Source organism: Granulosicoccus sp. 3-233 (genome assembly GCF_052681095.1).
In genome coordinates this window covers 114,635-130,771 of the sequence record NZ_JBQYLE010000014.1, presented here as the reverse complement: position 1 = coordinate 130,771, position 16,137 = coordinate 114,635, and the positions used below count along the sequence as shown (strand labels likewise).

Here is a 16,137-nt window from a genome sequence, read left to right as displayed (position 1 = left end):
GAACTGGGCGAGCCCTTCCGCCGCGATGCGATGAAGAAGCCTGTGAGTGTTGCCGGTATTGACGCTGCAGACATGCAACCGCAAGTCGTCAGCTAGTTGCAGCGCAAGGACAAGTAGCTCGGAATGCAGAAAGCCCCGTTCAGGGACGGGGCTTTCTGTGGAAGGTCAGTCGATCCGAGCCAGTATCGTACGCTACCGGCTCGGAGTCAGCTCAGCTCTTTATCGATACGAACGACCCGGGGGCCGACTCGATTACATCGAGTTTCCCTGAACCGGGTACTCGCTTGGCAACCTGCTTTCCGGACAGGGGTGCCAACCACTTGTCCCAGTCGGTCCACCAGGAACCGGGAAATTCTTCGGCACCATCGAGCCACTCTTCCAGATCCTTTGGCTGATCTTCGTTGATCCAGTAGTTGTATTTGTCAGCAGCCGGTGGGTTGATCACCCCGGCGATATGCCCTGAGCCTGCCAGCATGAATCTCACAGGCCCCGAGTACAGCCCCGTAGACTTGAAGACTGACGGGTAGGGCGCAATATGGTCTTCCTTCGCCGCCTGCAGATAGATGGGAATGGTGATCTTGGACAGATCGATGGGAACACCTTTGAGCGTGATGCCACCTGGCTTTGCCAGGTTGTTGTTGATGTACATCTCACGCAGATAGAACAGGTGCGTCTGCTTGGGCATGCGCGTCGAATCGGCATTCCAGTACAGCAGATCGAACTTCATCGGATCCTTGCCAAGCAGATAATTGTCCACGTAGAAAGACCAGATGAGATCATTGGCGCGCAACAGATTGAAAGTGGTAGCCATGGCACTGCCATCCAGATAGCCTTTCTTCTCCATCATGCGTTCAAGATTGTCGACCTGCGCCGTGTCAGTGAACAATTTCAGATCGCCGGCTTCGGAAAAGTCAGCCTGTGATGCAAAGAAGGTAGCAGCCTTGATGCGATCGTCTCCAGTCTCCGACATGTAGGCCAGTGTTGCGCTGAGCAGGGTTCCGCCAATGCAGTAGCCGATCATGGACACTTCGCGCTCACCGGTAGCGGCTTCCACGGCATCCAGCACATCCAGAATGCCTTCCTGCATGTAGTCCTCGAATTTCTTTTCGCCCAGCTTCGCATCCGGATTCACCCACGAGATGACGAATACCGTATAGCCCTGCTCAACCGCCCAGGCGATGAACGAGTTCCTGGGCTGCAGGTCGAGGATGTAATACTTGTTTATCCAGGGTGGGGCGATGACCAGCGGTCGCTGATGTACCTTGGCAGTGGTAGGTTCGTACTGGATCAATTGCACCAGATCGTTCTGGTAGACCACCTTGCCAGGCGTCGTCGCAATATTCTCGCCCAGTGTGAAGGCGTCAGGATCACTCATCATGATGCTGAGCTGACTGGTCTTGGGGTCAAGATCACGCTGCAGATTCTGCATGCCCTTGAGAATGCTTTGACCACCAGTCTCGATCATGGTGCGAATCGCTTCAGGATTCGTCATCAGGAAGTTGGACGGGGAAAACGCATCTGCCAGCAATTTCGAATGGAAAATGAGCTTCTTCCTGTCTTCTTCGCTGATGCCTTCTACCGAGGTCATGATTTCAACCAGACGGTTGGATGTCAGCAGGTAGGACCGACGGATATAGTCGAACATGGGGTTGTTCGTCCAATCCTCATGCTTGAATCGACGGTCGTGATGCTTGCCAGTAGCGCCATCCGGGTTCATGTCGTGTTTCAACATGATTTGTTGCATCAGCTCGACATGCTCTTTCCAGAGCTGATAATTGTCTTGCATGAGCTTCATCGGGTCACCGGCCATGATTCTGGCAGCGCTCTTGAATGCCGGGCCGATATTCATCGGATCCAGGCTTTTCATCGGCTGGTAGGGACTTGTCATCATCTGCTGAGACTGGCTCATCAGATCGCTCATCATGTCCGCACTTTTCTGCCAGGTATCGACTAACGAGCGAGTCATCTCTTCCATGTGGTCATTCTTCACGTCTTTTTTAGCGTTCACTGTTTTTCTCTGTGTCGTTACGACTTGCTGGTACTGTTTCGTCGATTTCATGAAACAGCAAGGGCAGGTATTGCATCATTGCCAGCGCTGCCCCGCAAAAAACCGGCATTTGAAGATTCTGACAGCAACATTGCGAAGCAGGCTCTGACTTCTTCGAGCAACCCCGGCTGTCGTGCTGTCGGGCATGCAGATGGAGACATCATGGCAACTCGGCAGTTGCCGATCTACGGCTCCGCAATTTACGGAATCTGAAAGGTCAGAGCATCGGAGATAGTCGGCCTGAGCGTTCCGTGAATACCGAAAAAAGAACGGCCAGAGCATCGGTGATAGCCGGTCTGACCGCTCCGTGACCATCAGTCGAGGAGCAGCCGGAGTTTCGGCAAGCGCCGGCCTGACTGCTTCGTCAATCGATCAAGCCTTGGTCGATTTTGCTTTTGCTTTTGGTGCAGTAGCAGCAGTGGCTTCTGACTTGGCTTTTTCACCCAACTCGCCGGCAAGTGCAACGTATTCAGCAGCACGAGCGTTCACTTTTTCAGCGAATGCCTTGGTCTCGGCCATACGCTGTTCGTATATTTCCTGAGGATTTGTGGTGCTGGCAGGTGCTTTGACCTGGCTGACAGCGTAGTCAACCAGATCGCCCATCAGGTCGTAGTTCTTTCGAGCAATGCGCTCGAAGGCGTCTGCAGCAACAGCATTCATGTTCTGCATTGGCTCGAGGCTTTCGAGAGTCTTTTTCTGCATCTCTGCAAGTTGTTCGTTTACTGGTTTCATGTGTGTCTCCACGTGCGGTTGACAATATTTACAAGATGGCCCGATGACACAGGTTCATCGAAGCCCTGGACCCACAGCGATGAACCGTGCGTGTAACTACAGACGCTGCCGTTGTTTGCAACGTCTTGCATGATGCACCCCTGCCTGGATGTAGACGACAATCTCTCGTCTTGATACACACCAATATAGAGACAATTTTTTTGCATTGCAACATGTTTTGAAGACAATTCTCGAAAGTTTTCGAATATCGAAATATCTTCAATGATATCAATCTCATGTAATCACCATGACTTCGATCAAAGCCTGCATTATTCGACATGCAGTGCTTTCACCACCGATATTTGTTGCGGCGCAAATTTGCTGTTGAAGAGAATCAGAGAGCCGAGCAGGGCGACCCGACGCCCTGTCGAAGCATACCGATTGTGGCGCGGTTGCCAGTTGAGCATGAATATCCGCACGCAATCCGATGGATACCCGCATCGCGATTGATACTGATCAACTCAAACAATGCACAATTGTGCTCGAATATCGTATCCGTTGACTCAGATGAGAATCGAGATGCAGTCAATCTTGCTGGCTACTGATTTTTCAGAACGTTCAGACCGTGCCTTGCGTCGCGCCGTATTGCTGGCTCGTGGGAGTGGCTCTCGTATTCATCTGCTCCATGTCGTTGATGATGACCGACCGCGTCGTATCGTTGACCACGATACCGCTGACGCCAAAGCGCTTCTTGATGAACTGGCGCAGACACTGGAGAATGTCGATGGTGTCTCCTGCAGCACCGGAATCATTCAGGCTGATCCGTTTGTCGGGATAACTGAGGCGGTGCGTGACATCGGTCCCGACCTGTTGATACTCGGCCCGCATCGTCGACAGATACTCAGAGATGCATTCGTTGGAACGACGGCGGAACGCTCGATCCGTGCAGCGGCCTGTCCAGTACTCATGGTCAATGGTCCACCAACTGCCCCGTACAAGCAAACCCTGCTGACCACAGACTTGTCGGAAAACGCGCGTGCAGCGCTGCTGCACTTCGAACGCTTGCAGACAGGCCTCGTGAATAGTGACGACATCGCGATCGTGCATGTCTTCGATGCACCCGCATTACGCCTCACAATGTCTGACACCCTGTCAAGGGAGAGCCAGAATGCCTATCTGCATGATCTGCGCATCGACGCCCAGCGCAAACTGGCAAGACACACGGCAACAATCGGCGGCAAAAGACCTGAACGAATCGTGCGGCATGATGAGGCATCCATTGCGCATGAAATACTGACAACCGCAAAGGATCTGAAGTCGGACCTGATCGTGATGTCCACTCAGGGCAGGAATATAATCGAGAGACTGATCATGGGCAGCGTAACCGAGCAGGTTCTGCAATTTTCGCCTGTTGATGTGCTGGCGATACCCCCACGTGTTGTCACGAAGCAGGCGGCAGAGGCACAGGACACTTCCATCACGGATTCGGCCATGGACAATTCGACCCAGGGTCATCGGCAGAAAACTCCGTGAAGCCTGTCTTTCGTAGCACGACTGCTTGGCCTGCATATACTGCAATGCGGGTCTCCACACCCATAGAGCTCGTGCAATAATTCGCGAATTCAGCGGTAATACAGGGAAAGTGCAATGGGACTGATCGGAATATTCCTGTCTCTCGGGTTGTTGATGTACCTCGCCTACAAGGGTATCAATGTTCTGGTACTGGCTCCGATACTGGCGCTGCTCGCGGTGTTGATGAGTGGCGATCTACCGGTTCTCGCCACCTACACCCAGGTGTTCATGAAGGCACTGGGCGGCTATGTCATTCTGTATTTTCCGTTGTTTCTGCTCGGTGCCATCTTTGGCAAGGTCATGGCCGACAGCGGTTCTGCCAGAGTCATTGCCGAACGCATTGTCGACAGGGTAGGGGCTCACCGCGCCATAACGGCCGTGGTTCTCGCCTGTGGGGTCCTGACCTTCGGTGGTGTCTCCCTGTTCGTCGTCGCCTTTGCCATCTATCCGATTGCCAATGCACTGTTTCGACAGGCCGATATTCCCAAACGCCTGCTGCCAGCGGCCATAGCACTCGGCTCATTCACGTTCACCATGACGGCATTTCCGGGCACCCCGGCCATCCAGAATGCCATTCCGATGCCGTACTTCGGAACCAATGCCTTTGCCGCTCCAGTACTTGGCACACTGGCCGGACTGATCATGTTGTTGGGCGGAATCCTGTGGCTGAACAGACGCTCGGCAGCTGCCAAGGCACGTAATGAAGGCTATGGCACGCACAAGGCCATGGCAGCCGATGCCGCATTGCCCGACGATGTGCAGTTGCCGGGGTTCGCACTGGCAATTGCCCCAGTCGTCATGGTCATTGCCCTGAATGCGATGCTCACTTACCTGGTCTTTCCCCGCATGGATGCAGGCTATCTGGCGGAAGATAAATACGGCGCCACCTCGCTGAAGTCCGTTGCCGGTATCTGGGCCATCATCGTCGCCCTGGTAAGCTCGATCCTGCTGGTCATCGCGACCAACTGGAAACGCTTCGAGGATGTCAAGGACAGTATCAATCAGGGCACGATGGGCTCGTTGCTGCCGATCTTCAATACAGCGTCCGAGGTCGGCTACGGGGCGGTCATCGCCGCTCTGCCTGCCTTTCTGATCGTACGTGACGTCGTACTGGATCTGTTCCCCGACAACCCGCTGGCCTCATTGGCGGTAGCAGTCAATGTACTGGCCGGTATCACCGGGTCCGCCTCCGGCGGCATGTCCATCGCATTGAGCGCCCTGGGTGAGCAGTTTGCCGACATGGGCAATGCACAGGGAATCAGCATGGGATTGATGCACCGGGTAACGGCGCTGTCCTCCGGTGGTTTTGACGCCTTGCCACACAATGGCGCGGTCATCACGCTGTTGGGCATCTGCGGTTTGACACACAAGCAAAGCTATGCCGATATCTTCATCTGCGCGGTCGCCATTCCGGTCGTGGCAACGGTTACTGTAATAGTGCTTGGCTCGATGGTGTAATACAGGTGTAATGCACGTGTAGAACACACCATCGAGAGAAGGCCATGCAGAACAAGGTTGTTTCGCAGCGCGATGCCGCGGCGCTGATTCACTCCGGGGACACGGTAACCACCTCGGGCTTCGTCGGGGCCGGTGTGCCGGATGCCTTGCTCAAGGCACTGGCCGACCGTTACGAGGATGAATCGCACCCACGCGACCTTACCCTGGTGTTCGCTGCCGGGCAGGGCGATGGCAAGGAGCGCGGCCTGAACCGACTGGCGGCACCCGGGCTTGTCAGCAGAGTCATCGGTGGGCACTGGGGACTGATACCAAAGCTGGCCGCGCGGGCAGTGAGTGGGGAAATAGAAGGATACAATTTTCCCCAGGGCATCATCTCGCACCTCTATCGCGACATCGCGGCCGGCAAACCCGGCACCATCAGCCATGTGGGTCTGGAGACCTTCGTTGATCCTCGTCAGAACGGCGGCCGGGTGACAGGCAACTCCTCTCCGGATCTGGTCGAACTGATCACCATTGGTGGCGTTGAACGCCTGTTCTATCACGCCATGCCGATACATGTGGCGCTACTGCGGGGCTCAACCGCCGACGAATACGGCAATATCACGATGGAACGTGAAGCCCTCATTCTCGACAATCTGGCGCAGGCCATGGCAGCGCGCAACTCGGGTGGGGTTGTCATCGTGCAGGTAGACCAGCTTGTCGCAAAGGGTACTCTGCCGGCACGCGACGTCATCATCCCGGGTGTTCTGGTCGACGCGGTGGTCGTCGCTCCACCGGAATTGCATCCGCAAACCTATGCAACGCAATACAACCGCTACTATACCGGCCGGTACAGAGAGCCGGAGGGCAAGGCGGCTCCAACCCCACTGACACTACGCAAGATCATCGCACGACGTGCCGCATTCGAGTTACCGATTGGTGGCGTGGTCAATCTGGGAATCGGCATGCCTGAAGGCGTATCCTGTGTGGCAGCCGAGGAAGGTCTGCTGCACCATGTCACGTTGACTGCAGAGCCTGGCATCATCGGTGGTCAGCCGGCATCAGGTCTGGATTTTGGTGCCGCCGTGAATACCGAGGCCATCATTGCGCAAGGCAGCCAGTTCGATTTCTATGACGGCGGAGGGCTGGACATGGCTTGTCTGGGCATGGCCGAAGTCGATTCGGCCGGCAATGTCAATGTCTCACGCTTCGGCCCCAGGCTGGCCGGCGCCGGCGGCTTCATCAACATCAGTCAGAATGCCCGCCATCTGGTGTTCACCGGGTCGTTCACCGCCAGTGGTCTCGACATCAGAATCACCGACGGAGCCCTGCAGATTGTCACCGAAGGGCGAGCCCGTAAATTCGATACAGCGGTTGAACAGATCACCTTCTCCGGCAGCCGCGCACAGCGCCTCGGGCGACCGGTACTGTACGTGACCGAGCGCTGCGTGCTGCGGCTGGATCACGAAGGCATCAGCCTGATCGAAATCGCGCCCGGCATCGACATCGAACGCGACGTTCTGGCTCATATGGGGTTCACGCCGCACATCGGCGATATCACCCAGATGGATCCACGCATCTTCATCGACGCACCCATGGGACTGCGAGATGAACTTCTGACCCTGGGAATGGCACAACGCATCCAGTTCGATGTGGACCGCGACATCCTCTTCATCAATCTGGCCAAGATGAACATTCGCAACGTGGCCGATATGGAGGAGATAAAGACCCGCGTCGAGAACGTGCTGGCACCACTGGGACGCAAGGTCGACGTGGTGGTCAATTATGATCAGACGCAGATCGATGACGACCTGACCCATGCCTGGTCAGACATGGTGGATGACCTCGAAGATCGCCTGTACAAGCAAGTGACTCGATATTCGACATCGGCCTTTCTGCGCCGCAAGCTGGGCCAGACACTGGAGCGTCGTCGTCGCGTCACCATCTTCGACAGCGAGCGCGCCGCGGAAGCTGCGTTGCGCGACGGAGCGCTGTAAAGACAATACAAGCAGGGTCGACTCGTGAGATCATTGCGAGTCCTGCAGGCCTGACCATGGCCCGCCATTCAGAACAGCTGCCCATTGGCAGATTCGACCATTCATTGATAACGAGACAAACCGATGATTCAAGCGTTAGCCAGCTTCTTCACGAAAATAGTACGCCGATGGCTACCGGATGCATTTCTCTTCGCCGCCTTCATCACGTTCATCGTCTTCGTTGGTGGCATATTCGGCCAGGACAAAAGCCCGGTGGAAATGGTCGGCTACTGGGGTGATGGATTCTGGAGCCTGCTTGCCTTTGCCATGCAGATGGTATTGATCCTCGTGACCGGGTACGTACTTGCCATGAGCAAGCCCGTGCGCAAGGGACTGGCAGCCATAGCGGGTCTGGCGAAGAACCCGGGACAGGCCGTTGTTCTGGTCACCGTGGTTGCGCTGGCGGCGTGCTGGATCAACTGGGGCTTTGGCCTGATCGTTGGCGCCCTGATGGCCAAGGAACTGGCAACGCGCATCCGTGGCATCCATTACCCCTTGCTGGTAGCGTCCGCCTACACGGGCTTTCTGGTCTGGCATGCCGGCCTGTCAGCCTCGATCCCCTTGAAAGTGGCTTCACCCGGCGATGATGCACTGTCTCAATTGACCGGCGGCCAGGCCATCTCGGTAACAGAGACGATTTTCAGCTGGCAGGTGCTGCTGGTGACACTGATTCTGTTCGTGACGCTGCCTGTACTGAATCGGCGAATGATTCCGAAGAGCGATGAGGTCCTCGAAGTCGACCCGGAGAAGCTCAAGGAAGCTGAAGAGACAAGGATCATCAATCGAGCCGACATGACGCCGGCCGAAAGGATCGAACACAGTCCAGTCGTGCCAGTCCTGCTTGCCCTCATGGGGGGTGGCTATCTGTTCAATTACTTTGCCAACGGTGGCACGCTGGGTTTGAACAGCGTGAACTTCCTGTTCCTGTTTGCCGGAATTCTGTTGCACTGGACACCGGCCAACTATCTGCGCGCCCTGAATGAGGCGATCAAGACAACCGGCGGCATCGTACTGCAATTCCCGATGTATGCCGGCATCATGGGCATGATGGTCGGCTCTGGTCTGGCCGCATCCATTTCCCTGTGGTTCGTGGAAATTTCCAATCCCACCACCTTCCCGCTGCTGACGTTTCTCAGTGCCGGTATCGTGAATTTCTTCGTGCCCTCCGGTGGCGGCCAATGGGCCGTTCAGGCGCCAATCGTATTGCCGGCAGCGGAAGCGCTGGGTGTGCCACTGAGCAAGGCAACCATGGCAGTGGCCTGGGGCGATGCCTGGACCAACATGATTCAACCGTTCTGGGCATTGCCTCTGCTTGCCATTGCCGGCCTGGGCATCCGCGATATCATGGGCTACTGCGTCGTGGCCCTGCTGTGGACAGGCGCTGTCGTGGGCCTGGCGATGCTGGTGTTGTAGATTCACGATACCGGAATGCATCATCCTGATTGGCCCACCGAACGGTGGTGGGTCAATCACCGTAACCCGATGGCCGTCGCCAGCTCGCTGGCAAGGAGCGGCCGGTGAGGCACACATGAGTCGAAACGACACACCCGACAAGCTGTATTCGCCGTTGTTTCAAGCGGTGCAGGACAGCCAGATACTGGGCGACTCCAAGACCTTTGTCGATGCCATCCCCAAGGTCGAGCCCGCAAACATTGTCGCCGAATACCTCAGGCAACAGCATCAGCCGGAATTCGATCTTCGGCAATTCGTGGAGTTGCATTTCACGCTGCCCGAAAGCGATGACAGACGCCTGCATTCCGATGGTCGCATACCGGTGCGCGAGCATATCGAGCAGCTCTGGGATATTCTGACCCGGGCGCAGGATGACGTGCAACCGCATGATTCCTTGCTGGCACTACCCAGACCCTACATCGTACCCGGCGGCCGTTTTCGGGAAGTCTACTACTGGGACAGCTACTTCACCATGCTGGGTTTGGCCGAATCGGGGCGGCTCGACATGATCGAGAACATGGTAGCCAACTTCGCCTGGTTGATCGATCAGGTCGGATTCATTCCCAACGGCAATCGCAGTTACTACTGCACACGTTCACAGCCACCGTTCTTTGCCCTCATGGTGGAACTGCTGGCCCGGAACCTTGACGAGTCGGATGTTCATACCCGGTATCTGCCACAGTTGCGGCGCGAGTACGAATTCTGGATGAGCGGTGCCGAAACGCTGGACAGGACCAACCCGACATGCCGACGGGTCGTATTGGCAGGGGACGGTTATCTTAATCGCTACTGGGATGACGCCTGTTCGCCACGTCAGGAAAGCCATGCGGAGGACAGGGAGCTGGCACCTGAGGATCCGCAGGCAGCGGCAGAAATGTATCGCGACATTCGAGCCGGGGCAGAGTCGGGCTGGGATTACAGCTCTCGGTGGTTCGCGGATGGCATGAACATGGACACCATACAGACCACCGAGGTGGTCCCCGTGGATCTGAACTGCCTGATGTACAAACTGGAGACAGTGTTGGCAACCGCCTGTCAGCAGGCCGGCGACGGTGTTCAGCAGCGTTTTTACGAAAACCGGGCCGCCACGAGAAAACAGGCCATTCAGACCCTGTTCTTCGACGCTGATGCCGGTTTCTTTGCCGACCTGTCACTACCGGAGCTGCATTGCAAACCCGGCTTGTCGCTCGCCGGGGCGTACCCCTTGTTCTTCGAGCTGGCATCGCCTGAACAAGCCGCCGCCGTGGCTTCGCACATCCATGCCCGCTACCTCAAGGCCGGTGGCTGGGTCACGACACTGGTCGATACCGGCCAGCAGTGGGATTCACCCAACGGCTGGGCGCCACTGCAATGGATCGTGTATCGGGGGCTGAGCCACTATGGATACTCGGAGGAGGCACAGACCGGTGCGCGCCGCTGGATGGACAACAATCTGAAGATCTATCAATCCACGGGAGCATTGGTAGAGAAGTACAACGTCGAGCAACCGGGCGTCCTGGCCGGCGGTGGTGAGTACGAGGTACAGGATGGTTTCGGCTGGACCAATGCGGTGTTGTTGTGCCTGCTGGGAGAACTCGGCGAACTCGGCAACTGACTGCTTCAAAGGGGCACAGGCTGACCGGCATCTGCGAATAGGCATCTGTGCATGCGGCAACTGTGCATGCTGCATTTGCGAATGTACATCGGCGAATGGACATCCGTGCATTGGCAGCTGTGCATTGGCATTTGCGACCGGACATCTGGCTGACGTCGCCACAGATGCACACGGCAAAACCGTCCTCCGATAGACCTGATTCCTGGTCGAAACCTGTATTCTGATTCACATGGACGAATTGCTTCACGATCTGTACCGGGATGAAAGTCGGCGCATATTTTCGACGCTGGTGCGCCTGTTGGGTAGCTTCGACGTTGCCGAGGAAGCCTTGCACGACGCCTTCACGGTGGCGGCAGAACAATGGCCAACGCAGGGTGTGCCTGCAAATCCAGCCGCCTGGCTGGTGTCAACCGGTCGCTTCAAGGGCATCGATCGAATACGTCGAGACCGCCGACTGTTGGCCTGGGAGGACGCCGGAATGCCAGTCGAGACCCTGGCCGGCAACGAACTCGATGTCGAGCAGTGGATGGAGCAGGCTGGCGAAATCGAAGACGATCGACTACGACTGATATTCACCTGTTGCCACCCAGGCCTGACCCAGTCAGCGAGAATCGCGCTTACATTGCGCGAAGTATGCGGCATGACCACCGAGGCCATCGCCGACGCCTTCCTGCTGGCTACCCCCACGCTGGCTCAGCGCATTGTTCGCGCAAAGGCCAAGATCAAGGCGGCCGGCATTCCGTACGAGGTGCCAGGTGAAGCACTCCGGCCAGCACGTCTGTCCAGTGTCCTGCGCGTGGTGTATCTGGTTTTCAATGAAGGCCAGGCCAGCCACAATGCAATCCTGATTGACGAATCCATTCGTCTGGCGCGCCTGCTCAGACAACTGATGCCGGAACCCGAAGTGACCGGCTTGCTGGCATTGCTCATTCTGCATGACGCGCGGCGCGAAGCGCGTCGCTCGGCGACTGGTGACGTGATGCCGTTGGAGGATCAGGATCGTAATGCATGGAACCACACCCTGATCGCCGAGGGCAGTGCTCTGGCTCAGGAAGCACTGTCGCAGCATGGCTTCGGGGCTTATTCATTGCAGGCTGCCATCGCCGCCCTGCATGGAGAAGCAGACAGCCTGGCCACGACCGACTGGAATCAGATCATCGGCATTTACGATGTGCTGCTGCACTTCGAACCCAGCCCGGTGGTTGCGCTGAATCGAGCCGTCGCCATCGCCATGCGTGATGGACCTGCAGCGGGCATGGACCTGATCGAACCCTTGCTCGGGCAGTTGCCGGGCTACCACGCCGCTTTCGCCGCCGCAGCCGATCTGTGCCGGCGCTGTGGCCGTATCGAGGAGGCCTGCCAGCATTATCGCAAGGCGATATCACTGATTCGGCATGAACCGGAACGCCGCTTTCTGCAACAACGCCTCTCGGAACTGATCGTCGAAAAATGATTTTGTGTCCACTGTCGAAACCTGCCAGTCTCATTCGACTGTTTTCTGAAGCAAAAGACAATCTGACGCAACCCGACCCGGAGACGCTCATGCCCACCACCTTGACGCCGTACCTGACTTTTGATGGAACCACACGACAGGCATTCGCCTACTACGAACATGTACTGAATGCCCGGATCAACACGATGTTGAGCTACGACGATATCCCGGCAATGGACTCTTCGGACACCGGCAGCGAGGGTTCTACGACACCGAGCGGCGAGGGCATCATGCATGCCTGTCTCGAACTGCCCGGCGGCGCCATGCTGATGGCTGGGGATACGCCCCCCGGTATGCCCAGTGAAGGGATAAGCGGAGTCATGATGGCCCTGCAATTCGACAGCAATGAACAGGCAGGCGAGATATTCAACGCGCTATCGCAGGACGGGCAAGTCACCATGCCCCTGGCGCCCACTTTCTGGGCAGAGATCTTCGGCATGGTGACCGATCAGTACGGTGTGAGTTGGGCAATCAACGGCAAGGCCGTCGAATTCGACTGATACTCGAGGGAGAGTGACTCATGAAATACCTGTGCCTCATCTATCTGGATGCCGAAAACTGGAATGCCTGCAACGATAATGTCTGCGCTGACTATGCCCAGCAGATCACACAAAGCCAGAGGCTGCTGGCAGCCGAACCGCTGCACCCGACACACACGGCCACAACAGTGCGTGTCCGCCAGGGCGAGGTGGACGTTTTCGACGGACCATTTGCAGAAACCAGGGACATGCTGGCCGGCTTCTATCTGATCGATGCCAAGGACCTGAATGAAGCGATTCAGATTGCGGCCGGCATACCACCCGCCAGATATGGTTGCGTGGAGGTCAGACCGGTTCGAGAACTGCAACTCGATCAGCCGGACCTAGCCCGGTCTGCTGCAATGCCTGGCGCATAAGCAGATTTCTTCAACGTCTGTATCTACGGGGAATAGAGAACACCATGGACAATGACAAGGACCTTTCCGTCTCACACTTCATCGAGGCCCCCTGCGAGGCGATATGGCTTGCCTGGGAGAAGCCTGAGCATCTGGCCAAGTGGTGGGCGCCTTCCCCCATCCAGACAACTGTTCACCAATTGAATCTTCACCCGGGCGGAGCTTTCAACACCTCCATGCGCATGGAGGACGGTAGCGAATTTGGTGGCGAGGCCTGCTTTCTCGACGTGGTGAAGCATGAGCGCATCATCTGGACTTCGGCGTTGCAAGGAGGCTGGAGGCCCAACAAGGACGATATGCCATTCACCGCCATCATCACGATGGAACAACGCCCCGGAGGGACACAATACACCGCCACCGTCTTGCATCAGAATGATGAAGACCGGCAGAAACATGCGGACATGGGGTTCGGGGATGGCTGGACGCTATGCATCCGGCAGTTGGGCGAACTGGCTCAGCAGCTGGCATGAAGATCGTTTGCCACCGTACGGCCGGTGGACATGGAAAACCAGGCCGGACGAGTGTCGTATTCTAGCGCGGTTGAGTTTCCTCTTTCGCACCATGGTCGGTGTGAATGACGCTCAAGCAGTAAATCGTTGCCGCAGGACACATGACGCTTGATTTTATTAGACGATCGGTCTATATTAATCCTGCCTCTTGTTAGCAGCCTTGATACAGAGTTCCACGCATGGATAACACCGTACGGAAACGTCGTCGCGGAAGGCCGCCGAAAGAGCAGGCGGGACATAGCGAGACTCGGCAGGCACTGCTGAAGGCTGGCGTGGCAGCGTTGACTGAAAAGGGGTTCTCGGCGACGGGTATCGATGAAATCCTGCGCAGTGTCGACGTGCCCAAGGGTTCGTTCTATCACTATTTCAAGAGCAAGGAGGCCTTCGGTGCTGAGCTGATCGAGCATTACGCCCGGTATTTCTCCACCAAGCTGGACAGGATCCTGCTGAATGAATCAAGAAGTCCTCTGGAAAGATTGCAAGACTTCTTTCAGGATGCCGAAGACGGTATGAGACGTTACCACTTCTCTCGCGGCTGCCTGGTTGGCAATCTGGGTCAGGAAATGGGCGCCTTGCCAGCACCATACCGGACTCAGCTGACGCAGGTTTTTCAGGACTGGCAGAGCAGAACGTCAGCCTGTTTCCAACTGGCAAGGGAGCAGGGAGAGATTGCTTCCGACATCGATTGCGACGAAGCTGCCGAGTACTTCTGGATTGGCTGGGAGGGAGCTGTGTTGCGAGCCAAGCTCGAGCAGTCCGACAAGCCATTGAGACTTTTTGCACGGCATTTCATTGCAGGCATCTCGCCATGAATTTTGTCACAATTAAATAGACGATCGGTCTAATTGTTTTACAGAATTCCCTTTGACTGACAGACGATCGTTGAGAGCAATGGGCAAACGTGGTGCTGAAGCCGACGGTTCAGAACATTCCAGCGCCGACAGTCAAGCCCGACAATCATGAAGAGAACCCCAAAGAGCCTCTGGCCTGATGCGAATTGCCAGATATTCGCCAGTCCTCTGCTCACTCACCCACCACATGGAACACCGGAACAATGAAGAACTCGGAATCTGAAAAACTCACTGGAGGACCACTGACGGGCATCACCGTACTGGACTTCTCCCGTGTTCTGGCAGGACCGTATTGCACGATGGTCCTGGCGGATCTGGGTGCCAGAGTCATCAAGATCGAAAAGTTCGGCACCGGTGACGATACGCGCGCGTTTCCCCCATTTGTCGATGCCGAAAGCGCGTATTTCATGTGCTTCAACCGAGGCAAGGAAAGCATCGTCCTGGACATCAAGTCGCCCCGCGACCGCAAGCTACTGGAGCGCTTGCTGGATACCTCCGACGTACTGGTCGAGAATTTCAGGCCCGGAGTGATGGACCGTCTCGGCTATGGCCATGAACGGCTCGCCAAGACTCACCCACACCTGATCTATGCCTCCATTTCCGGCTTCGGGCATTCCGGGCCGATGTCTGACCTGCCAGGGTATGACATGGTAGTGCAAGCCATGGGTGGCGTCATGAGCCTGACCGGTTGGCCGGGAGAACGCCCGGCTCGCGTCGGCACCAGTTTCGGCGATCTGGGAGCGGCGCTGTTCGGTGTCATCGGCATTGTGTCTGCGCTGTACAAACGCACGAAGAATGCCCAGGGCGAGCGGGTGGATATCGGCATGCTCGATTGTCAGGCTGCGCTGATGGAAACGGCCCTGGCACGCTATGACGTCGAAGGCAAGGTGCCGACTCGTACTGGCGATTGTCATCCGTCGCTGGCGCCGTTCGAAACCTTCATGGCCGAGGATGAGCGCTTCGTGATTGCCGCAGGAAACGATCAGCTGTTCATGTTGATGGCCGACGCGCTGGGAGCGCCGGAGCTTGTTCAGGATCCCGATTTCGCCACAAACGATCTGCGGGTACGCAATCGCCCGAAGATGGTTGCAGCCATCGAGGCCATCACGACGATGAGACCCATGCAGCACTGGCTGGATGCATTGAACGACGCGGGGGTTCCCTGTGGTGCCATCAACACGATAGATCGGCTGCTGAATCATCCGCAGCTGCTGTCGCGCAACATGATCGTCAAGGTTGAAGGCCAGGGTGCAAAGCCGTTTCGTACGGCAGGCAATCCGATCAAATTGGCAGCCTATCAGGATATCGACCCGCAGGAGGCGAGAAGGGCACCTGCTCTCAACCAGCACCGGGAAACCATCCTCGCTGAGCTCATGGCAGGGGCACAGACCTATGACCCCAGTAGCGGCGATCAATCACCTCACCCGACAGAAGCTACGAACACTGACGACAACCCCTGGGTATCCACCCGGGCAGCTGTCTGACCACAAGCGATTCAGGAG

General features: G+C 56.7%; 13 protein-coding genes. 11 read left to right on the top strand and 2 right to left on the bottom strand.

Annotated elements, in window-relative coordinates:
* Positions 1 to 211: 211 nt before the first annotated feature.
* Both ACUNV4_RS26805 and ACUNV4_RS26800 read right to left on the bottom strand, forming a co-directional pair.
* On the bottom strand, positions 212 to 2,008 hold the full coding sequence (locus ACUNV4_RS26805; RefSeq protein ID WP_430881733.1) for a PHA/PHB synthase family protein: 1,797 nt from the start codon (positions 2,006 to 2,008) through the stop codon (positions 212 to 214).
* A gap of 411 nt (positions 2,009 to 2,419) precedes the next feature.
* Positions 2,420 to 2,779: a phasin family protein gene (locus tag ACUNV4_RS26800; protein ID WP_430881732.1), complete on the bottom strand. Its 360-nt coding sequence runs from the start codon at positions 2,777 to 2,779 to the stop codon at positions 2,420 to 2,422.
* Between the two features lie 558 nt (positions 2,780 to 3,337).
* On the opposite strand from ACUNV4_RS26800, the gene ACUNV4_RS26795 reads away from it, so the two are divergent.
* The 11 genes from ACUNV4_RS26795 (at position 3,338) to ACUNV4_RS26745 (ending at position 16,119) form a co-directional block, all read left to right on the top strand.
* Positions 3,338 to 4,291 (top strand): universal stress protein, encoded by a 954-nt coding sequence (locus ACUNV4_RS26795; protein WP_430881731.1) that lies wholly within the window; start codon positions 3,338 to 3,340, stop codon positions 4,289 to 4,291.
* A 114-nt stretch (positions 4,292 to 4,405) separates the two neighbouring features.
* Positions 4,406 to 5,788 carry a GntP family permease gene (locus ACUNV4_RS26790; protein ID WP_430881730.1) on the top strand — a complete coding sequence of 461 codons (1,383 nt, stop codon included), beginning with the start codon at positions 4,406 to 4,408 and terminating at the stop codon, positions 5,786 to 5,788.
* A 44-nt stretch (positions 5,789 to 5,832) separates the two neighbouring features.
* On the top strand, positions 5,833 to 7,764 hold the full coding sequence (locus tag ACUNV4_RS26785; RefSeq protein WP_430881729.1) for an acyl CoA:acetate/3-ketoacid CoA transferase: 1,932 nt from the start codon (positions 5,833 to 5,835) through the stop codon (positions 7,762 to 7,764).
* 123 nt (positions 7,765 to 7,887) lie between these two features.
* Positions 7,888 to 9,216, top strand: a complete 1,329-nt coding sequence (locus ACUNV4_RS26780; protein WP_430881728.1) for a short-chain fatty acid transporter — start codon at positions 7,888 to 7,890, stop codon at positions 9,214 to 9,216.
* A 115-nt stretch (positions 9,217 to 9,331) separates the two neighbouring features.
* Positions 9,332 to 10,849, top strand: coding sequence for an alpha,alpha-trehalase TreA (treA, locus tag ACUNV4_RS26775; RefSeq protein ID WP_430881727.1), 1,518 nt, complete (start codon positions 9,332 to 9,334; stop codon positions 10,847 to 10,849).
* A 229-nt stretch (positions 10,850 to 11,078) separates the two neighbouring features.
* Positions 11,079 to 12,302, top strand: a complete 1,224-nt coding sequence (locus ACUNV4_RS26770) for an RNA polymerase sigma factor (RefSeq protein ID WP_430881726.1) — start codon at positions 11,079 to 11,081, stop codon at positions 12,300 to 12,302.
* An 89-nt stretch (positions 12,303 to 12,391) separates the two neighbouring features.
* Positions 12,392 to 12,841 carry a VOC family protein gene (locus ACUNV4_RS26765; protein WP_430881725.1) on the top strand — a complete coding sequence of 150 codons (450 nt, stop codon included), beginning with the start codon at positions 12,392 to 12,394 and terminating at the stop codon, positions 12,839 to 12,841.
* A 20-nt stretch (positions 12,842 to 12,861) separates the two neighbouring features.
* Positions 12,862 to 13,236, top strand: a complete 375-nt coding sequence (locus ACUNV4_RS26760) for a YciI family protein (protein ID WP_430881724.1) — start codon at positions 12,862 to 12,864, stop codon at positions 13,234 to 13,236.
* Positions 13,237 to 13,280: 44 nt separating this feature from the next.
* The gene (locus ACUNV4_RS26755; RefSeq protein ID WP_430881723.1) at positions 13,281 to 13,745 is read left to right on the top strand and encodes an SRPBCC family protein; all 465 of its coding nucleotides are present in this window, start codon (positions 13,281 to 13,283) and stop codon (positions 13,743 to 13,745) included.
* Positions 13,746 to 13,963: 218 nt separating this feature from the next.
* A complete protein-coding gene (gene acuR / locus ACUNV4_RS26750) occupies positions 13,964 to 14,596 on the top strand; it encodes an acrylate utilization transcriptional regulator AcuR (RefSeq protein ID WP_430881722.1) in 633 nt (210 codons plus the stop codon).
* A gap of 242 nt (positions 14,597 to 14,838) precedes the next feature.
* Positions 14,839 to 16,119: a CaiB/BaiF CoA transferase family protein gene (locus ACUNV4_RS26745; protein ID WP_430881721.1), complete on the top strand. Its 1,281-nt coding sequence runs from the start codon at positions 14,839 to 14,841 to the stop codon at positions 16,117 to 16,119.
* The last annotated feature ends 18 nt before the right edge of the window (positions 16,120 to 16,137 follow it).

Coding starts and splice junctions, on each gene's coding strand:
- ACUNV4_RS26800 (WP_430881732.1), bottom strand. CDS start 2,779: ATGAAACCAGTAAACGAACAACTTGCAGAGATGCAGAAAAAGACTCTC.
- ACUNV4_RS26795 (WP_430881731.1), top strand. CDS start 3,338: ATGCAGTCAATCTTGCTGGCTACTGATTTTTCAGAACGTTCAGACCGT.
- ACUNV4_RS26790 (WP_430881730.1), top strand. CDS start 4,406: ATGGGACTGATCGGAATATTCCTGTCTCTCGGGTTGTTGATGTACCTC.
- ACUNV4_RS26785 (WP_430881729.1), top strand. CDS start 5,833: ATGCAGAACAAGGTTGTTTCGCAGCGCGATGCCGCGGCGCTGATTCAC.
- ACUNV4_RS26780 (WP_430881728.1), top strand. CDS start 7,888: ATGATTCAAGCGTTAGCCAGCTTCTTCACGAAAATAGTACGCCGATGG.
- treA (WP_430881727.1), top strand. CDS start 9,332: ATGAGTCGAAACGACACACCCGACAAGCTGTATTCGCCGTTGTTTCAA.
- ACUNV4_RS26770 (WP_430881726.1), top strand. CDS start 11,079: ATGGACGAATTGCTTCACGATCTGTACCGGGATGAAAGTCGGCGCATA.
- ACUNV4_RS26765 (WP_430881725.1), top strand. CDS start 12,392: ATGCCCACCACCTTGACGCCGTACCTGACTTTTGATGGAACCACACGA.
- ACUNV4_RS26760 (WP_430881724.1), top strand. CDS start 12,862: ATGAAATACCTGTGCCTCATCTATCTGGATGCCGAAAACTGGAATGCC.
- ACUNV4_RS26755 (WP_430881723.1), top strand. CDS start 13,281: ATGGACAATGACAAGGACCTTTCCGTCTCACACTTCATCGAGGCCCCC.
- acuR (WP_430881722.1), top strand. CDS start 13,964: ATGGATAACACCGTACGGAAACGTCGTCGCGGAAGGCCGCCGAAAGAG.
- ACUNV4_RS26745 (WP_430881721.1), top strand. CDS start 14,839: ATGAAGAACTCGGAATCTGAAAAACTCACTGGAGGACCACTGACGGGC.